A 15,815-nucleotide genomic window follows, 5' to 3' on the forward strand; every position below is an offset into this window, starting at 1 on the left:
TCGACCGCTTGAACGGACAAGAATTGGTTTCTTCTTCACCGCGCCACCCACGCATCGCGAGCGACGCCAATCACTTTATTCTGACGTTCGAGAACAATCGGTTCGCCAGCGAGCTGTTTGGTCAATTCGACCAGAACCTCAAGCTCCTCGAGGAACGCCTGAACATCGATGCACGAGCGCGTGGCAATTCGGTTGTCATATCCGGGGACATCGTCACCACCAATCAGGCGCGTCGCACGCTCGACTATCTCTATGAGAAACTCCAGAAGGGCGGCAGCGTGGAACGTTCCGACGTCGAAGGCGCAATTCGCATGGCGGTGGCCGCCGACGATCAGCTGAGCCTGCCGACGATGGAGAAGAAGGCCAAGCTGACGATGGCCCAGGTTTCGACGCGCAAGAAGACCATCATCGCCCGCACGCCGACCCAGGATGCCTATCTCAGGGCACTCGAGCGGGCCGAACTCGTGTTCGGCGTCGGTCCGGCCGGGACCGGCAAGACCTATCTCGCCGTCGCGCACGCCGCCCAGCTCCTCGAACGCGGTGTCGTGGAGAAAATCATCCTTTCGCGTCCGGCCGTCGAAGCCGGCGAGCGCCTCGGGTTCCTGCCGGGCGACATGAAGGAGAAGGTCGATCCCTATCTCCGTCCGCTCTATGACGCGCTCTATGACATGATGCCGGCCGACAAGGTCGACCGGGCGATTACCGCCGGGGTCATCGAAATTGCGCCGCTCGCCTTCATGCGTGGTCGTACGCTGGCGAACGCCGCCGTGATCCTCGATGAAGCGCAGAACACCACATCGATGCAGATGAAGATGTTTCTGACGCGTCTCGGTGAGAATTCGCGCATGATCGTGACCGGTGACCCGAGCCAGATCGACTTGCCGCGCGGCGTCAAATCCGGCCTCGTCGAGGCATTGCAACTGCTGAACGGCGTCGAGGGCATCTCGATCGTCCGCTTCAAGGATACCGACGTCGTGCGCCATCCGCTCGTCGGGCGTATCGTCAGGGCCTACGATGCCACCTATGCGACGGAAACTGCAGAGGTCATCCGGCAGGACTGATGGCGGAACTCGATATCCAGATCAGCATCGAGGAGGGCAACTGGCCCTCCGAGGAGGCCTTGCATACATTGGCGGACCGCGTGCTGGAAACGGCTGCCTCCTATCTTCGCGAGACCGAAAAGCAACCGTTTCCGAAAATGGTGCCGGAAGTCTCGATCGTCTTTACCGACGATGCGTCGATTCAGGACATCAATGCGGAATGGCGCGGCAAGGACAAGGCGACGAATGTGCTTTCGTTTCCGGCCTTTCCGGTTCAACCGGGCAAGGTTCCGGGACCGATGCTCGGTGATATCATCATTGCCAGGGAGACCGTGGAGCGTGAGGCTGTCGAGCTTGAGAAGAGCTTCGACGACCACCTGACGCACCTTCTGGTGCATGGATTCTTGCATCTATTTGGCTACGATCATAATAATGATGCAGAAGCCGAGAGAATGGAGGGGCTGGAGACTCGCATTCTGGCGATACTCGGCCTATCTGACCCATACGAGGGTCAAGACCTTAAAATGGAACCATGAGCGACTTTACGACGAGACCGGCCACCGAGGCCAAGGACGCCGACCAATCTTCCTCCGACGAAGGTGGCAGTAGTAGCAGGCAGTCCGGACGATCCCAATCCTTCTGGTCGCGCGCAGCACGCATCCTGAGGCCGCAGCAAGGTTCGCGCCTCCGCGAGGATTTTGCCGATGCGCTGATGACCGACGCGGCCGAAGGCGACGTCTTTTCGCCCGATGAGCGGGCGATGCTGCACAACATCCTGCGCTTTCGCGAAGTTCGCGTCGCCGACGTGATGGTGCCGCGCGCCGATATCGAGGCCGTGGACCAGAACATCACCATCGGCGAACTGATGATCCTGTTCGAAGAATCCGGCCGCTCCCGCATGCCTGTCTATGCCGAGACGCTGGATGATCCGCGGGGTATGGTGCACATCCGCGACCTTCTGTCCTATGTCGCCAAGCAGGCGCGCAACAAGCGTCGAGGCAGCGCCAAGCTGACCAAGGCGACACAGCCGATCGTCGAGGTTTCACCGGAGCACCTTCAGAAGATGCCGCGTTCGGCCAAGCCGAACTTCGATCTTGCCCGTGTCGACCTGCGGAAGACGGTCGCCGAGGCCGGGATCATCCGCAAGATCCTGTTCGTACCGCCATCGATGCTCGCCTCCGACCTTTTGCGCCGCATGCAGGTGAACCGGACGCAGATGGCGCTCGTCATCGACGAATATGGCGGCACCGACGGCCTTGCCTCGCACGAGGACATCGTCGAGATGGTCGTCGGCGACATCGACGACGAGCACGATGACGAAGAAGTGATGTTCAAGCGGGTTTCCGAGGATATGTTCGTCGCCGATGCGCGCGTCGAACTCGAGGAGATCGCGGAAGCCATCGGACCGGATTTCGACATTGCCGAGCAGGTCGACGAAGTCGATACGCTGGGTGGGCTGATTTTCTCCGAACTCGGACGCATTCCGGTCCGCGGTGAGGTCGTACAGGCGCTCCCGGGTTTCGAATTCCACATTCTTGACGCCGACCCCCGCCGCATCAAGCGCGTCCGCATTACCCGCAAACGCCAGGCGATCCGCCGCCGCGTCAAGGCGGACGGCGACGGCGCCTCGGGTTCCGACCATGGCGACGACCGGCAAGCCGAAGTCCCCACGACAAACTGATCGCTGCAAACCACGACAAGCGGCGGCTTTTTTGAAAGACTGCGACCTCAGTTGATTCGCGGCTTGATGGAGTGGGCATGGAGCGGCTTGCGGACAGGATTATCCTGGCCTGGGGTTTCAAGAGAGTGCTGCTGGCAGTCCTTGCGGGGGCCTTCGGCGTTCTGGCTCTGCCGCCGATCGGCTTCTTCGCAGCGATGTTCGTGTCGTTCACGCTGCTGGTGTGGCTCGTCGACGGTGCCGCCGCTGCTCCAAACAGCAGCCTTGTCGGGCGCCTCTGGCCCTCCTTCGTCACCGGCTGGCTCTTCGGCTTCGGCTACTTCATTGCCGGACTCTGGTGGCTCGGCCATGCCCTGATGATCGATGCCGAGGAGTTTGCCTGGGCGCTGCCGCTGGCGATCTTCGGCCTGCCGGCCGTTCTGGCGATCTTCTACGGCGCGGCGACCGCGCTCGCGCGCATTCTCTGGTCGGACGGCGTCGGACGGATTGCGGCGCTGGGAGCGAGCTTCGGCCTTTTGGAATGGGCAAGGAGCGTCCTCTTCACCGGCTTCCCCTGGAACGCCATCGGCTACGGAATGACGCCGGTTCCGCTGATGATGCAGTCGGCACATGTCATCGGCATCATGGGGATCACAGCGCTCTCCGTCTTCATTTTTGCGGCGCCCGCGCTGCTCGGTACCAAGCAGGGGGCAAGAGTCGGCGTACCGCTCGCCATGCTGCTTTTCGCGGCCCATCTAGGCTATGGAGCCTACGTGCTTTATGGGAGCCCCGCGCCCCGCGTACCGGCCGCCGACAAGAGCGCGATCGTTCGCCTGGTGCAGCCGATGATCGACCAGACGGCCAAGATGGATACCGACGGCGACCGCGCGGCGATCTTCGAGAAGCACCTCAGACTATCCGCCGAAGCGCCGAAGGAGGGCGGCAGGAAGCCCGACATCATCGTCTGGCCTGAGACCGCCATCCCCTTCATCCTGACGGACAACCAGGATGCCCTCACCCGGATCGCCGATACGCTGGACGACAACCAGGTCCTGATAGCCGGCGCGGTGCGGGCGGAAGACATGGGCCCCGGCAATCCGCCCCGATACTACAATTCGATCTACGTCATCGACGGCCACGGGCAGATCGTGGCTGCGTCCGACAAGGTGCATCTCGTGCCGTTTGGCGAATACATGCCGTTCGAGAGCGTGCTGAACCAGTTCGGCATACAGAATGTGGTCGAGATGCCGGGCGGCTTCTCCGCCGCCGCGACGCGCCAACTGTTGACGCTTCCAAGCGGCCTCAAGCTCTACCCGCTCGTCTGTTACGAAATCATCTTCCCTGACGAGATGACGGGCGATATCGGCGCGGCTTCGGCGATACTGAATATCACAAACGATGCCTGGTTCGGTGCGACGCCCGGCCCTTACCAACATTTCCTGCAGGCGCGCGTTCGCGCCGTCGAAACCGGGATGCCGCTGATTCGCGACGGAAACAGCGGGATTTCAGCACTGGTAAACCCGCGCGGGGAAATTATTGCCGGTCTTGCGCTCAATGAAACCGGCTTTGTCGATGCAACCCTCGATGGATTCCGGCCTGCGGGCAATCCCCCGCGTTCGCGCCAGGCGTACTTCTGGTTGATCGAGATACTTCTGTTTGCAATTGCATCCGGCTCGCGCGCTGGTTTTATTTTCAAGCCGAATTGACCCAAAACCCCTAAAATTGCATAGTGGTTACGATCGGCGTTCTTAACGTAGGGTTCAAGGTGTATGATGGAAACTTTGCAACGTGGCGTTTTGAGGATGGGTTCGGGCATGCCGGTTTGAACCGGCTGAAATTATTGTTAGGGTAGCACCATGATTGAGAACAAGAAAAAGCCGAACCCGATCGACATCCATGTGGGCAGTCGCATTCGCCTTCGACGGACCATGCTTGGGATGAGTCAGGAAAAGCTTGGGGAAAGCCTGGGTATTACCTTCCAGCAGATCCAGAAATACGAAAAGGGCACCAACCGAGTGGGTGCCAGCCGACTTCAGAATATCTCCAGCATTCTGAACGTGCCTGTCTCCTTTTTCTTCGAAGATGCGCCGGGCGACCAGTCCGGCGGGGTCTCCGGCATGGCCGAGGCTTCGAGTTCCAACTACGTGGTGGATTTCCTCTCCTCCTCCGAAGGCCTTCAGCTGAACCGCGCCTTCGTCAAGATCACGGACCCGAAGGTTCGCCGCAAAGTGGTCGAACTCGTGAAGGCCCTGGCTGCCGAAGCCGACAGCGAATAAGCACCCCTCAAAAACTGGCTTTACGGGAAAGCGGTCGCATCGGCCGCTTTTTTGCGTTTTTTGGGCATAATTTGCCACCTTACGGCAGATATAAAGATATATTTATGTCCTTCTGCGCTTGTTTTTCGGACCCGAAATGGGTACCTACTACGCAGCTTTATTCTTTGAGGGGAATCCCGATATGCGCGCCAATTACCTCTTCACCAGCGAGTCAGTTGCCGAAGGTCACCCGGACAAGGTGTGTGACCGTATCTCCGACGAGATTGTGGATCTGGTCTATCGCGAAGCGGCAAAGACCGGGGTGAACCCTTGGGGCGTCCGCATCGCCTGCGAGACTCTCGCGACCACCAACCGCGTGGTGATCGCCGGCGAAGTTCGCCTGCCGCCCAGCCTGATGAAGAAGGACAAGGATGGCCATGACGTCATCAACCCTTCGAAGTTCAAGGCGGCCGCCCGCCGCGCCATCAAGGACATCGGCTACGAGCAGACCGGCTTCCACTGGCGGACCGCCAAGATCGACGTGCTGCTGCATTCGCAGTCCGCCGACATCGCGCAGGGCGTCGACAACGCTGCCGACCAGCAAGGTGACGAAGGCGCGGGCGACCAGGGCATCATGTTCGGCTATGCCTGCACGGAAACGCCGGACCTCATGCCGGCGCCGATTTACTACTCCCACAAGATTCTTCAGCTGCTGGCAACTGCCCGCAAGAAGGGCGACGGCGACGTCGCCAAGCTCGGCCCGGATGCAAAGAGCCAGGTGACCGTCCGCTACGTCGACGGCAAGCCGGCCGAGGTTACCTCTATCGTTCTCTCCACCCAGCATCTCGATGACAGCTGGGACAGCAACAAGGTTCGCGCCGTCGTCGAGCCATATATCCGCGAAGCCCTCGGCGAACTGCCGATCGCTGACGATTGCAACTGGTACATCAACCCGACCGGCAAGTTCGTCATCGGCGGTCCTGACGGCGACGCCGGCCTTACCGGCCGCAAGATCATCGTCGACACCTATGGCGGTGCCGCTCCGCATGGCGGCGGCGCCTTTTCCGGGAAGGACACGACGAAGGTGGACCGTTCGGCTGCCTATGCCGCCCGCTACCTCGCCAAGAACGTCGTGGCTGCCGGTCTCGCCGACCGCTGCACGATCCAGATCTCCTACGCGATCGGCGTCGCGCAGCCGCTGTCGATCTACGTCGATCTGCACGGCACCGGCAAGGTGACCGAGGACCAGGTCGAAACGGCTATCCGCAAGACGATGGATCTGTCGCCGACCGGCATCCGCCGCCATCTGGACCTGAACAAGCCGATCTACGCGAAAACGTCTGCCTATGGCCATTTCGGCCGCAAGGCGGGCCGCGACGGCTCGTTCTCGTGGGAGCGCACGGATCTCGTGAAGGCGCTCAAGGAAGCTGTAAAGGCTTAAGGGCAGAACGATGACGGATATGGAACGTCGCGGCCGCGCGACCGAAGCTTTCTTCGGTCGTCGCAAGGGTAAAGCGCTACGCGGACAACAGGCGGAAAAGCTTAATACCCTGCTGCCGGCGTTCCTCATCGATCTTTCGGCGGCTCCGCCGGAGCCGCTGAACGCGCTGTTTCCAATTCCGACCAACCGTCTGCGGCTGGAAATCGGCTTTGGCGGCGGCGAGCACCTGATCCACCGCGCTGTGGAAACGCCCAGCACCGGCTTCATCGGCGTCGAGCCCTTCGTCAACTCCATGCAGAAGCTGCTCTCGAGCGTCGACAACGCCGGGGCGAAGAATATTCGTGTCTACAACGACGATGCGACGCAATTGCTGGACTGGCTGCCGGATGGATCGATCGACCAGATCGACCTTCTCTATCCCGATCCCTGGCCCAAGCGGAAGCACTGGAAGCGTCGCTTCGTTTCAAAGACCAACCTCGATCGCTTCCATCGCGTCCTGAAGCCCGGCGGCCTGTTCTGCTTCGCGTCCGACATCGACACCTACGTCAACTGGACGCTTCTCAAGTGTCGGGATCATGGTGGCTTCGATTGGATGGCGACCAACGCGGCCGATTGGCTGACGCCTTACGAGGGCTGGCCGAGCACGCGCTACGAGGCGAAAGCCCGGCGCGAGGGACGATCCTCGGCCTATCTGACGTTCGAGCGCATCTAGGACATCTCGACAGCCTGGGATCAGGCGAGATCGGGGCGGAACCCTCCCTCCGCTCCACGACAGCATGCGGTCGCCCAAGCCAGGGCAACCGGTCATCATCCGGGATCAAGGGAGCTGTCGAGGCGTGCCTGCTCTAATGCAGGCTCACCGTCTTCAATTCGTCCTCGGCAGCCTTGAAGAAGGTGCTGGAACGATTGTCGGTCAAGAGGATCGGCGTACCGTCGGCGCCGAACAGCGCCCAGAGATCGACGCTCGGATCGATATCCGGTGCTTCAGGGAAGCACTTGGATACTTCTTCGGACCGTATTTTCCTGATGTACGCAACCTCGCCGTTGCCGATGCCGGCAAGTTCGGTTTTTGTCAGGTGAGAATTGGCTTCTTTCATCAACATTTCCTGTACCTCCGAGAGAAGGGACCAACGGCTCAACGTGAGCTGTTGTCCTACTGTGAGACCGAAATGTTAATTTTCTTCACCATACGAGCCGGCTCGGGCCGAATGAGATCGACGGACAGCAATCCGTTTTTCAATCCGGCGCCAAGGACCTGCATTCCGTCGGCCAGAACAAATGTTCGCTGGAACTGCCGTGCGGCGATCCCGCGATAGAGATATTCACGGTCGCCCGGGTCGACCTGCCGGCCACGGATGACCAACTGGTTCTCTTCGATCGAGACGTCGAGTTCGTCTTCGCCGAAGCCGGCGACCGCCAGCGTAATCCGCAGCCGTTCAGGATCTCCCGAAAGGCTGTCGGGAGCGACGCGCTCGATATTGTAGGGCGGATATCCGTCGCTCGCCTTGGAAATCCGCTCGAGGGTCTTTTCCATGGCGTCGAAGCCCAGAAGAAGCGGGCTGGCGAAAGGCGTAATGCGGCTCATCGTTTTCCAAGTCCTCGATACAAGCGACCTTGCCGGACCTGAATTGCAGCATCCGGTTGACGACAATATGGGAATTTAGAAAGCCCCGCGCAAGGCGCACGGCTTCGATCGCATCACACCGCCTGCCTTGACAAAAATGGCGCCGCCTCGCATCAAAACATGCCCGAGCCGGCTGTGCCGATTTGCGACGGGATTGTGAACAAAACGGTGCATGCCACGACGTCGCGCACCACGAGGATGGAACAGCGGAATGGCAGACCCGAGAAAGATCATTATCGACACCGACCCCGGCCAGGACGACGCTGCCGCAATCATGCTGGCATTCGGCAGCCCGGCGGAACTGGAGGTGCTCGGCATCACCACCGTCGCCGGCAACGTGCCTCTCTCCTACACCAGCCGCAACGCCCGCATCGTTTGCGAACTCTGCGACAAGGCCGAAACCAAGGTCTTCGCCGGCGCCGACAAGCCCATCGCCCGCAAGCTGGTGACTGCGGAGCATGTGCATGGCAAAACCGGCCTCGACGGCCCTGTCCTGCCCGAGCCTGTCATGCCCCTCCAACCGCAGCACTCCGTCGATTTCATCATCGAGACGCTGCGCAGCGAGCCGGCAGGCACCGTGACGCTCTGCACGCTCGGGCCGCTGACAAACATCGGCATCGCCTTCCAGAAGGCACCTGACATCATTGCCCGCATCCGTGAATTGGTGATGATGGGCGGCGGCTTCTTCGAAGGCGGCAACATCACCCCGGCGGCCGAATTCAACATCTACGTCGATCCCGAGGCGGCCGACATCGTCTTCCGCTCAGGCGTGCCGATCGTGATGATGCCGCTCGACGTGACTCACAAGCTCCTCACCCGCAAGGACCGCGTCAAACGCATGGCGGATCTGGGCACGCGCCCGGCCATTGCGATGGCGGAGATGCTGGAATTCTTCGAACGCTTCGATATCGAGAAGTACGGATCCGACGGCGGCCCGCTGCACGATCCGACGGTGGTCGCCTATCTGCTGAAACCCGAACTGTTCGAGGGACGGGACTGCAATGTCGAGATCGAAGTGACGTCGGAACTGACGGTCGGCATGACCGTCGTCGACTGGTGGCATGTGACCGATCGCAAGCGCAATGCGAAGGTCATGCGCGACGTCGATGCGGACGGCTTCTTCGATCTGCTGATCGAGCGCTTCGCCCGCATCTGACAACCGTCCCGGAAGACGCCTGAGAAATCAGGCGTCCTTCTGGTCGAAAATGGAATTGGTTTCGGTTTCGACGATCTTCGGGCCACCCTTGGCAACGCCGACCATGGCAGGGCGCAGAACCCGCTCGCCGATCGTGAAGCCCGCCTGCACGACCTGAACGACCGTGTTGTTCGGCACGTCGGGGTTCGGAACCTCGAACATGGCCTGGTGGAAGTTCGGATCGAACTTCTGGCCGACCGGCTCCAGCTTGCGAACACCGTGGCGCTCGAGAGCGGACAGCATCGAGCGTTCGGTCATCTCAACGCCCTCGATCAACGTGGCAAGCCCCGCATCCGCAGACGCCCGGACATCATCGGGAATGGCATCGATGGCGCGGCGGAGATTGTCCGAAACGGCGAGCATGTCGCGGGCAAAGCCGGCGACCGAATAGGACTTGGCGTCCTTGACTTCGCGCTCGGTGCGACGGCGCAGGTTGTCCATGTCGGCGGCAAGGCGCAGATAGCGATCGCGCAGCTCGGCGTTTTCTGCCTTCAGCAGCTCCAGCGGATCGGGCTGCTGCGCGGCCTCGGCTGCTGCTTCGTTCTCGACGTCTGCCGCAGTATCCGCTGCAGCTTCAGCCGCGGCTGCGTCAGGTCCGTTCTTCGTCGTCTCGTCGGTCATGACGTTCTCCGGTGATTGGTGTCTTTTGGATGAGCCCGATATCGAACTTTGACCGCCAAAAATCAAGTCTGCGTGACGAAGAAGCTATGAATTGCAGGTATCGGCCGGGCGTCGGGTGTGCCAGCACGACGACTGCGGCTTGACTTCGCCACGACAAAGTCCTCTACTTTCAAGACTCCTAATATATGGCGAATTCATCCCGAACAGTCAGGGAGATACCACGATGGCCGACCAGGCGAGCTATGCCGGCAAGTGCTTTTGCGGCGCCGTCGAAATCACCGCATCCGGCGAGCCCGTAGCTATGGGCTATTGTCATTGCTCGTCCTGCAGACAGTGGTCGGCCGGTCCTGTCAACGCCTTCACTCTGTGGCCTCCGCAAAGCGTGCGCGTCACAAAGGGCGGGGAACATGTCGAGGGCTATCAGAAAACGGATACGAGTGTCCGCAAGTTCTGTGAGCTCTGCGGCGGTCATCTCTATACCGAGCACCCCCTATGGGGCGTGACGGACGTCTATGCCGCGATTATCCCAAGTCTTCGCTATCAGCCGTCGCTGCATGTCAACTATGCGGAGACGGTGCTCCCTCTCAAGGATGGGCTGCCGAAATACAAGGACATGCCCGCGGAGATGGGCGGCTCCGGCGACCTGTTGCCCGAGTAGCGTTCGGCGGCTTCACTTCGCGGGGCGCGACAGCCTCGACATCAGCTGCGCGGTATAGTCGACCATCGGCACGATACGGGAATAATTCAGGCGCGTCGGCCCGATGACGCCGACGGCACCGACGATCCGGTCGTCTTCGTCGCGGTAAGGAGCGACGATCAAAGACGAGCCAGACAACGAGAAGAGCTTGTTTTCCGACCCTATGAAGATGCGGACGCCGGAGCCGCTTTCGGCCAGGTTCAACAGCTCGATCAGGCTGTCCTTCTTCTCCAGGTCATCGAACAGCATGCGCAGGCGATCCAGATCGTCCGCACCGGCAAGCCCCTCGAGCAGGTTGGCGCGACCGCGAATGATAAGCTGCGCGGGCTTGCCTTCGTCGGCACTCCCGGACCACACCGCAATGCCGCGCTCGACAAGATCCCGCGACAGCGCATCGAGTTCGTGGCGAACGTTTTCCTTCAGGCGGCCGAGCTGGTTGCGCAGCTCCGGCAGGGTCTGGCCGCTCATGTGCGCGTTGAGAAAATTCGCGGCCTCCGTCAGCTGCGAGGATGTGACGCCGGCCGGCAGCTCGATGATGCGGTTCTCCACCTGATCGTGATCGCCGACGAGGACGGCCAGCGCCTTGGTCGGCTCCAGGCGGATGAACTCGACGTGCTTCAGCACGGGATCGCTCTTGGCGGTAATGACGAGGCCGGCACCGCGCGAGATGCCCGACAGCATCCGGCTTGCCTCGTTCATCATCAGTTCCATCGGATTGTCGCGGTTTTCGGCGCGCACCTGGCGATCTATGTTTGCCCGGTCCTCGGCCGAAAGATCGCCGACCTGCATGAAGGCGTCCACGAAGAAGCGCAGACCGATCTGTGTCGGCAGCCGGCCGGCACTGACATGCGGCGAATAGATGAGACCGAGTTCTTCCAGATCGCTCATCACGTTGCGCACGGACGCCGGGGACAGCGACATGGGGAGAATGCGCGACAGATTGCGGGAGCCGAGCGGTTCGCCGGTCTCCAGATAGCCTTCGACGATGCGGCGAAAGATTTCCTTCGAGCGTTCATCCAGCGCAGCCACGGCATCCGAAATCGACGTCGACCTGAATTCCATTAAGTCTTGCGCACCTGTGCTAATGACGATCCGGCAAAATATAGCCAATCTCCCCGCCGTGGCAAAAGGGAAATTGCAAATGAACGCAGCCAATCGTAGAAGCGGTCAACAACATTGAGCACGCATGGTGTTGCCGGACGCGCTTCCCGTGTTCGGCGCCATGCCCCAGGAGAATAGAATGCGGCCTTCAGGCAGAAAAACCGACCAGATGCGCAAGGTTTCCTTCGAGCGCAATTTTTCCAAGCATGCGGAAGGCTCCTGTCTGGTGAAGTTCGGCGATACGCATGTGCTTTGCACGGCGAGCCTTGAAGAAAAGACGCCGCCGTGGCTGCGCAACACCGGCAAGGGCTGGGTCACCGCCGAGTACGGCATGCTGCCGCGCGCCACGGGCGAGCGCATGAAGCGCGAGGCCGCCGCCGGCAAGCAGGGCGGCCGCACGCAGGAGATTCAGCGGCTGATCGGCCGGTCGCTCCGCGCCGTCGTCGACCTCAAGGAACTCGGCGAGCGCCAGATCACGCTCGACTGCGATGTCATCCAGGCCGATGGCGGTACCCGCACCGCCTCGATCACCGGTGCCTGGATCGCGCTCTACGATTGCCTGAAGTGGATGGAGAGCCGCAACATGATCAAGGTCGAGCGCGTCCTGAAGGATCACATCGCAGCCATCTCGTGCGGCATCTTCGCCAGCCAGCCGGTGATCGACCTCGACTATATCGAGGACTCCTCGGCCGAAACGGACGCCAACTTCGTCATGACGGGTCGCGGCGGCATCGTGGAAATCCAGGGCACCGCGGAAGGCGCGCCCTTCACCGACGAGGAATTCGCCTCCCTGATGGGGCTTGCGAAGACCGGCATTGCCGAACTGGTGGAAATGCAGAAGCAGGCCGTCGCCTGATGGACGACATGCTGGAAGGCATGCTGGAAACGGCGCTCTATGCGGACGATCTCGACAAGGCCGAGGCTTTCTATGAAGGCGTTCTCGGGCTTGCAAAGATCACGCGGGCGGCAAACCGGCATGTCTTCTTCCGCTGCGGCCCAGGCGTCCTGCTGATCTTCAATCCGCATGAAACCACGAAGCCACCGCAACCGCAGGCGCTGCAGGTTCCTCCGCACGGCACGACGGGTGCAGGCCATGCCTGTTTTCGTGTGTCGCCCGAGAACCTCGACGTGGTTGCCCGAAAGCTCCAGGCGGCAAAGGTCGAGATCGAATCCGAGGTAAGCTGGCCGCAGGGCGGCCGGTCGATCTATTTTCGCGATCCGGCCGGCAACAGCCTGGAATGCGCCGAAGCCAGGATCTGGGGCATTGAATAGGACAGCCAATGCGCAAGCTTGAGACCAAGACCATCGTCGTCGCCAGCCACAATGCCGGCAAGATCAAGGAAATCCAGGATCTGATCGGTCCCTTCGGCTTTACCGCCAAGTCGGCCGCCGAGCTGAATTTCGTCGAGCCCGACGAGACGGGAACCACCTTCGAGGAAAACGCCACCATCAAGGCGCTCGCTTCGGCGGAGGCTTCCGGCCTGCCGGCGCTTTCGGACGACTCCGGGCTTGTCATCGATGCCCTGGGGGGCGATCCGGGCGTCTATACGGCCAACTGGGCCGAGACCCCCGACGGCACGCGCGATTTCGCCATGGCGATGGACAAGGTCGAGCGGGCGTTGGAGAAGGCCGGCGCAAGCGAGCCGCGACAGCGTACCTCGCGGTTCGTCAGCGTGCTCTGCCTCGCCTGGCCGGACGGACATACGGAACTCTTCCGAGGCGAAGTCGACGGTACCGTCGTCTGGCCGCCGCGCGGAAGCCAGGGCTTCGGTTACGATCCGGTCTTTCAACCCGAGGGCTATGAGACTACTTTCGGGGAGATGAGTGCAGAGCAGAAGCACGGCTGGAAGCCTGGCGACGCCCAGGCGCTATCGCACCGCGCGCGCGCCTTCAAGATTTTCGTCGAAACCTGCCTGGAAGCATAAGACCGATCGTGGACACTTTGGAACAGCCTAACCTGACGCGCGATGCCGTTCTACTGCCCGATACCGGAGAGCCCGGTTTCGGGGTCTACGTGCATTGGCCGTTCTGTGCGGCCAAGTGCCCCTATTGCGACTTCAACAGCCATGTCCGCCATCAGCCCGTCGACCAGGAGCGCTTCACTGCCGCCTTCCTGAAGGAAATGGCGAGCATGCGGCAACTGAGCGGACCGAAGACGGTAACCAGCGTCTTCCTCGGTGGCGGAACACCGTCCCTGATGAACCCGTCTACCGTCTCCGCCATCCTCGACGGCGTTGCCAAGCATTGGCACATGCCCGATGGCATCGAGATCACCATGGAGGCGAACCCTTCCAGCGTCGAGGCGGAGCGCTTCCGCGGCTATCGCGCCGCCGGCGTCAACCGGGTCTCGCTCGGCGTACAGGCGCTGAACGACCGCGACCTGAAATTTCTGGGGCGCCTGCACGATGTCGCCGATGCGCTGAAGGCAATCAGGCTTGCGCGGGACATCTTCCCGCGCATGTCCTTCGACCTGATCTACGCCCGCCCGAACCAGACTGTGGGGGAATGGGAGCGCGAGCTTAGGGAAGCGATCTCCTACGCCGTCGACCACCTGTCGCTCTACCAGCTGACGATCGAGGAGGGCACGCCCTTCTTCGGCCTGCACAAGGCGGGCAAGCTGATCGTGCCGGATGACGACCAATCGGCGCTGCTCTACGAGGCTACCCAGGAGATCACCGCCAGCGCGGGCATGCCGGCCTACGAAGTGTCCAACCACGCCCGCCCGGGCGCCGAGAGCCGTCACAATCTCACCTACTGGCGCTATGGCGACTATGCCGGCATCGGTCCCGGCGCACATGGACGGCTGACACGCGGATCCGCGAAGATCGCAACGGCGACTGAACGCAAGCCGGAGACCTGGCTGGATCTTGTGGAACGGGACGGCCACGGCGTTCTGGACCAGGAACAGCTCGGCTATGACGAACAGGCCGACGAACTGCTGCTGATGGGGCTTCGGCTGACGGAGGGAGTGGATCTTGCCCGCTGGCAGCAGCTTTCGGGCCGTGATCCCGACCCGAAGCGTGAGGAGTTCCTGCTGGAGCATGGCTTCATCGAGCGGATCGGCAATTCCCGGCTTCGCTGCACGCCTTCCGGCATGCTGGTCCTCGATTCCGTGGTTGCCGATCTCGCCTGCTAGATCAATTTCGCGTTTCTTTGTCCGCCGCGCACCTTCGGTGAAATTGCTCTAGATCAGGCGATTCGCTTTTTCCCTAGGGAGAACAGACGCCCATCGATGGCCGCAAGGCCGATCGCGATCATCGCCATGCCTATCAGATGCTTGACCTGCAACTGCTCGCCGAGAACGGCGGCGCCGAGCAGGATGGCACTGACGGGGATCAGGAAGGTGACGAGCATCAGGTTCGTCGCGCCAGCCGTCGCCAGGATGCGGAAGAACAGGACGTAGGCAATCGCCGTGGAGAGCAACGCGAGACCGAGCAGCGCCATCCAGGTTTCGGCAGAGGGTGCCGCCAGTGTCCATGGGCGATCGATCAGCAGGGCGACCGGCAGCATCAGGATTGTGGACGCAGTGACCTGCCCTGCTGCGGGAATGAGTGGCGCCATCCCCATCTGGCGGAAGCGGCGACCGAAGATGCCGGCAAAGGAGTAGGAAAGCGCAGCGCCCAGCACGGCGAGCTGTGCCAGAACGTTGGCCCCCAGATCCCGCAGGGCATCGAAACCGATCATGTAGGCCACGCCGGCAAAGCCCACGAGCACACCGAGCAGGCGGTTGCCGGTCATCTTCTCATCCGCCGTCAGGAGATGTGCAACGACGACGGCGAAGAGCGGCGTCGTGGCGTTGAGGATGGACGCCAGGCCGCTGGCAATATGCGTCTGGCCCCAAACGATCAGGCAGAAGGGGATCATGTTGTTGAGGATACCCATGCCGAAAAAGGCGGCCCAGGACTTGCCGTCGCGCGGCATGACGTGGCCCGTCGCGCGGACGATGACATTGAGGGCGATCGCCGCGATCAACACCCTTCCCGTCACGATCGTGAACGGCGGCAGGCTCTTCACCAGAATGCCGTTGAACAGGAACGAACCGCCCCACAGCAGGGAGAGCACCAGCAACATTCCCCACTCGGCAAGACCCATCTGTTTCTGCTGCATGACCTTCTCCCTGTTGAACCCGCGAACGGCTTACGTCACGGCAGCGGACGGCGCCACCCGATTGTTGCGCGCCGCGC

The 15,815-nt window shown here is 61.5% G+C and carries 18 protein-coding genes; 13 read left to right on the plus strand and 5 right to left on the minus strand.

The features are described from left to right. Window positions 1–8 precede the first annotated feature (8 nt). The 7 genes from ASC97_RS31790 to trmB all read left to right on the plus strand — a co-directional run bounded on the left by ASC97_RS31790 (window position 9) and on the right by trmB (window position 7,105). A complete protein-coding gene (locus ASC97_RS31790) occupies window positions 9–1,061 on the plus strand; it encodes a PhoH family protein (protein ID WP_037065662.1) in 1,053 nt (350 codons plus the stop codon). Next, window positions 1,061–1,576, plus strand: a complete 516-nt coding sequence (ybeY, locus tag ASC97_RS31795; RefSeq protein ID WP_057472321.1) for an rRNA maturation RNase YbeY — start codon at window positions 1,061–1,063, stop codon at window positions 1,574–1,576. The genes ASC97_RS31790 and ybeY overlap by 1 nt, the downstream gene beginning before the upstream one ends. Then, on the plus strand, window positions 1,573–2,721 hold the full coding sequence (locus ASC97_RS31800; RefSeq protein WP_057472322.1) for a hemolysin family protein: 1,149 nt from the start codon (window positions 1,573–1,575) through the stop codon (window positions 2,719–2,721). Before ybeY ends, ASC97_RS31800 begins: the two co-directional genes overlap by 4 nt. Before the next feature lie 77 nt (window positions 2,722–2,798). Beyond that, window positions 2,799–4,403, plus strand: a complete 1,605-nt coding sequence (gene lnt / locus ASC97_RS31805) for an apolipoprotein N-acyltransferase (RefSeq protein ID WP_057472323.1) — start codon at window positions 2,799–2,801, stop codon at window positions 4,401–4,403. A 150-nt stretch (window positions 4,404–4,553) separates the two neighbouring features. After that, window positions 4,554–4,973: a helix-turn-helix domain-containing protein gene (locus ASC97_RS31810; protein ID WP_037065654.1), complete on the plus strand. Its 420-nt coding sequence runs from the start codon at window positions 4,554–4,556 to the stop codon at window positions 4,971–4,973. A gap of 181 nt (window positions 4,974–5,154) precedes the next feature. Continuing rightward, window positions 5,155–6,393: a methionine adenosyltransferase gene (metK, locus tag ASC97_RS31815; RefSeq protein WP_057472324.1), complete on the plus strand. Its 1,239-nt coding sequence runs from the start codon at window positions 5,155–5,157 to the stop codon at window positions 6,391–6,393. Window positions 6,394–6,403: 10 nt separating this feature from the next. Then, complete coding sequence (gene trmB / locus ASC97_RS31820) at window positions 6,404–7,105, plus strand: tRNA (guanine(46)-N(7))-methyltransferase TrmB (protein WP_057472325.1); 702 nt, start codon at window positions 6,404–6,406, stop codon at window positions 7,103–7,105. A gap of 133 nt (window positions 7,106–7,238) precedes the next feature. On the opposite strand, the gene ASC97_RS31825 is transcribed toward trmB, so the two are convergent. After that, window positions 7,239–7,496, minus strand: coding sequence for a DUF1150 family protein (locus tag ASC97_RS31825; protein WP_037065650.1), 258 nt, complete (start codon window positions 7,494–7,496; stop codon window positions 7,239–7,241). A gap of 50 nt (window positions 7,497–7,546) precedes the next feature. After that, entirely contained in the window at window positions 7,547–7,978 is a 432-nt protein-coding gene (locus tag ASC97_RS31830; protein WP_057472326.1) for an Hsp20 family protein, read from the minus strand. Between the two features lie 250 nt (window positions 7,979–8,228). Between ASC97_RS31830 and ASC97_RS31835 the strand changes: the two genes are divergently transcribed. Next, the gene (locus ASC97_RS31835; protein ID WP_057472327.1) at window positions 8,229–9,173 is read left to right on the plus strand and encodes a nucleoside hydrolase; all 945 of its coding nucleotides are present in this window, start codon (window positions 8,229–8,231) and stop codon (window positions 9,171–9,173) included. Window positions 9,174–9,200: 27 nt separating this feature from the next. On the opposite strand, the gene grpE is transcribed toward ASC97_RS31835, so the two are convergent. Then, window positions 9,201–9,833 (minus strand): nucleotide exchange factor GrpE, encoded by a 633-nt coding sequence (grpE, locus tag ASC97_RS31840; protein ID WP_057472328.1) that lies wholly within the window; start codon window positions 9,831–9,833, stop codon window positions 9,201–9,203. Window positions 9,834–10,056: 223 nt separating this feature from the next. Between grpE and ASC97_RS31845 the strand changes: the two genes are divergently transcribed. Beyond that, complete coding sequence (locus ASC97_RS31845; RefSeq protein ID WP_057472329.1) at window positions 10,057–10,491, plus strand: GFA family protein; 435 nt, start codon at window positions 10,057–10,059, stop codon at window positions 10,489–10,491. Between the two features lie 12 nt (window positions 10,492–10,503). On the opposite strand, the gene hrcA is transcribed toward ASC97_RS31845, so the two are convergent. Further along, on the minus strand, window positions 10,504–11,592 hold the full coding sequence (gene hrcA, locus ASC97_RS31850) for a heat-inducible transcriptional repressor HrcA (protein WP_037065640.1): 1,089 nt from the start codon (window positions 11,590–11,592) through the stop codon (window positions 10,504–10,506). A gap of 178 nt (window positions 11,593–11,770) precedes the next feature. Between hrcA and rph the strand changes: the two genes are divergently transcribed. Genes rph through hemW form a run of 4 tightly spaced genes read left to right on the plus strand, consistent with a single transcriptional unit; the run spans window position 11,771 to window position 14,767 of the window. Further along, on the plus strand, window positions 11,771–12,487 hold the full coding sequence (gene rph / locus ASC97_RS31855) for a ribonuclease PH (protein WP_057472439.1): 717 nt from the start codon (window positions 11,771–11,773) through the stop codon (window positions 12,485–12,487). Further along, window positions 12,487–12,903 carry a VOC family protein gene (locus tag ASC97_RS31860; RefSeq protein ID WP_057472330.1) on the plus strand — a complete coding sequence of 139 codons (417 nt, stop codon included), beginning with the start codon at window positions 12,487–12,489 and terminating at the stop codon, window positions 12,901–12,903. Before rph ends, ASC97_RS31860 begins: the two co-directional genes overlap by 1 nt. Window positions 12,904–12,911: 8 nt before the next feature. Further along, window positions 12,912–13,556: an RdgB/HAM1 family non-canonical purine NTP pyrophosphatase gene (gene rdgB / locus ASC97_RS31865; protein ID WP_057472331.1), complete on the plus strand. Its 645-nt coding sequence runs from the start codon at window positions 12,912–12,914 to the stop codon at window positions 13,554–13,556. Between the two features lie 8 nt (window positions 13,557–13,564). Beyond that, window positions 13,565–14,767 (plus strand): radical SAM family heme chaperone HemW, encoded by a 1,203-nt coding sequence (gene hemW / locus ASC97_RS31870; protein ID WP_057472332.1) that lies wholly within the window; start codon window positions 13,565–13,567, stop codon window positions 14,765–14,767. Between the two features lie 53 nt (window positions 14,768–14,820). Here hemW and ASC97_RS31875 read toward each other — a convergent pair whose 3' ends face one another. Beyond that, window positions 14,821–15,738 (minus strand): DMT family transporter, encoded by a 918-nt coding sequence (locus ASC97_RS31875; RefSeq protein ID WP_057472333.1) that lies wholly within the window; start codon window positions 15,736–15,738, stop codon window positions 14,821–14,823. Window positions 15,739–15,815 lie beyond the last annotated feature (77 nt).

Source organism: Rhizobium sp. Root1203, from assembly GCF_001424945.1.
Classification (GTDB): Bacteria; Pseudomonadota; Alphaproteobacteria; order Rhizobiales; family Rhizobiaceae; genus Rhizobium.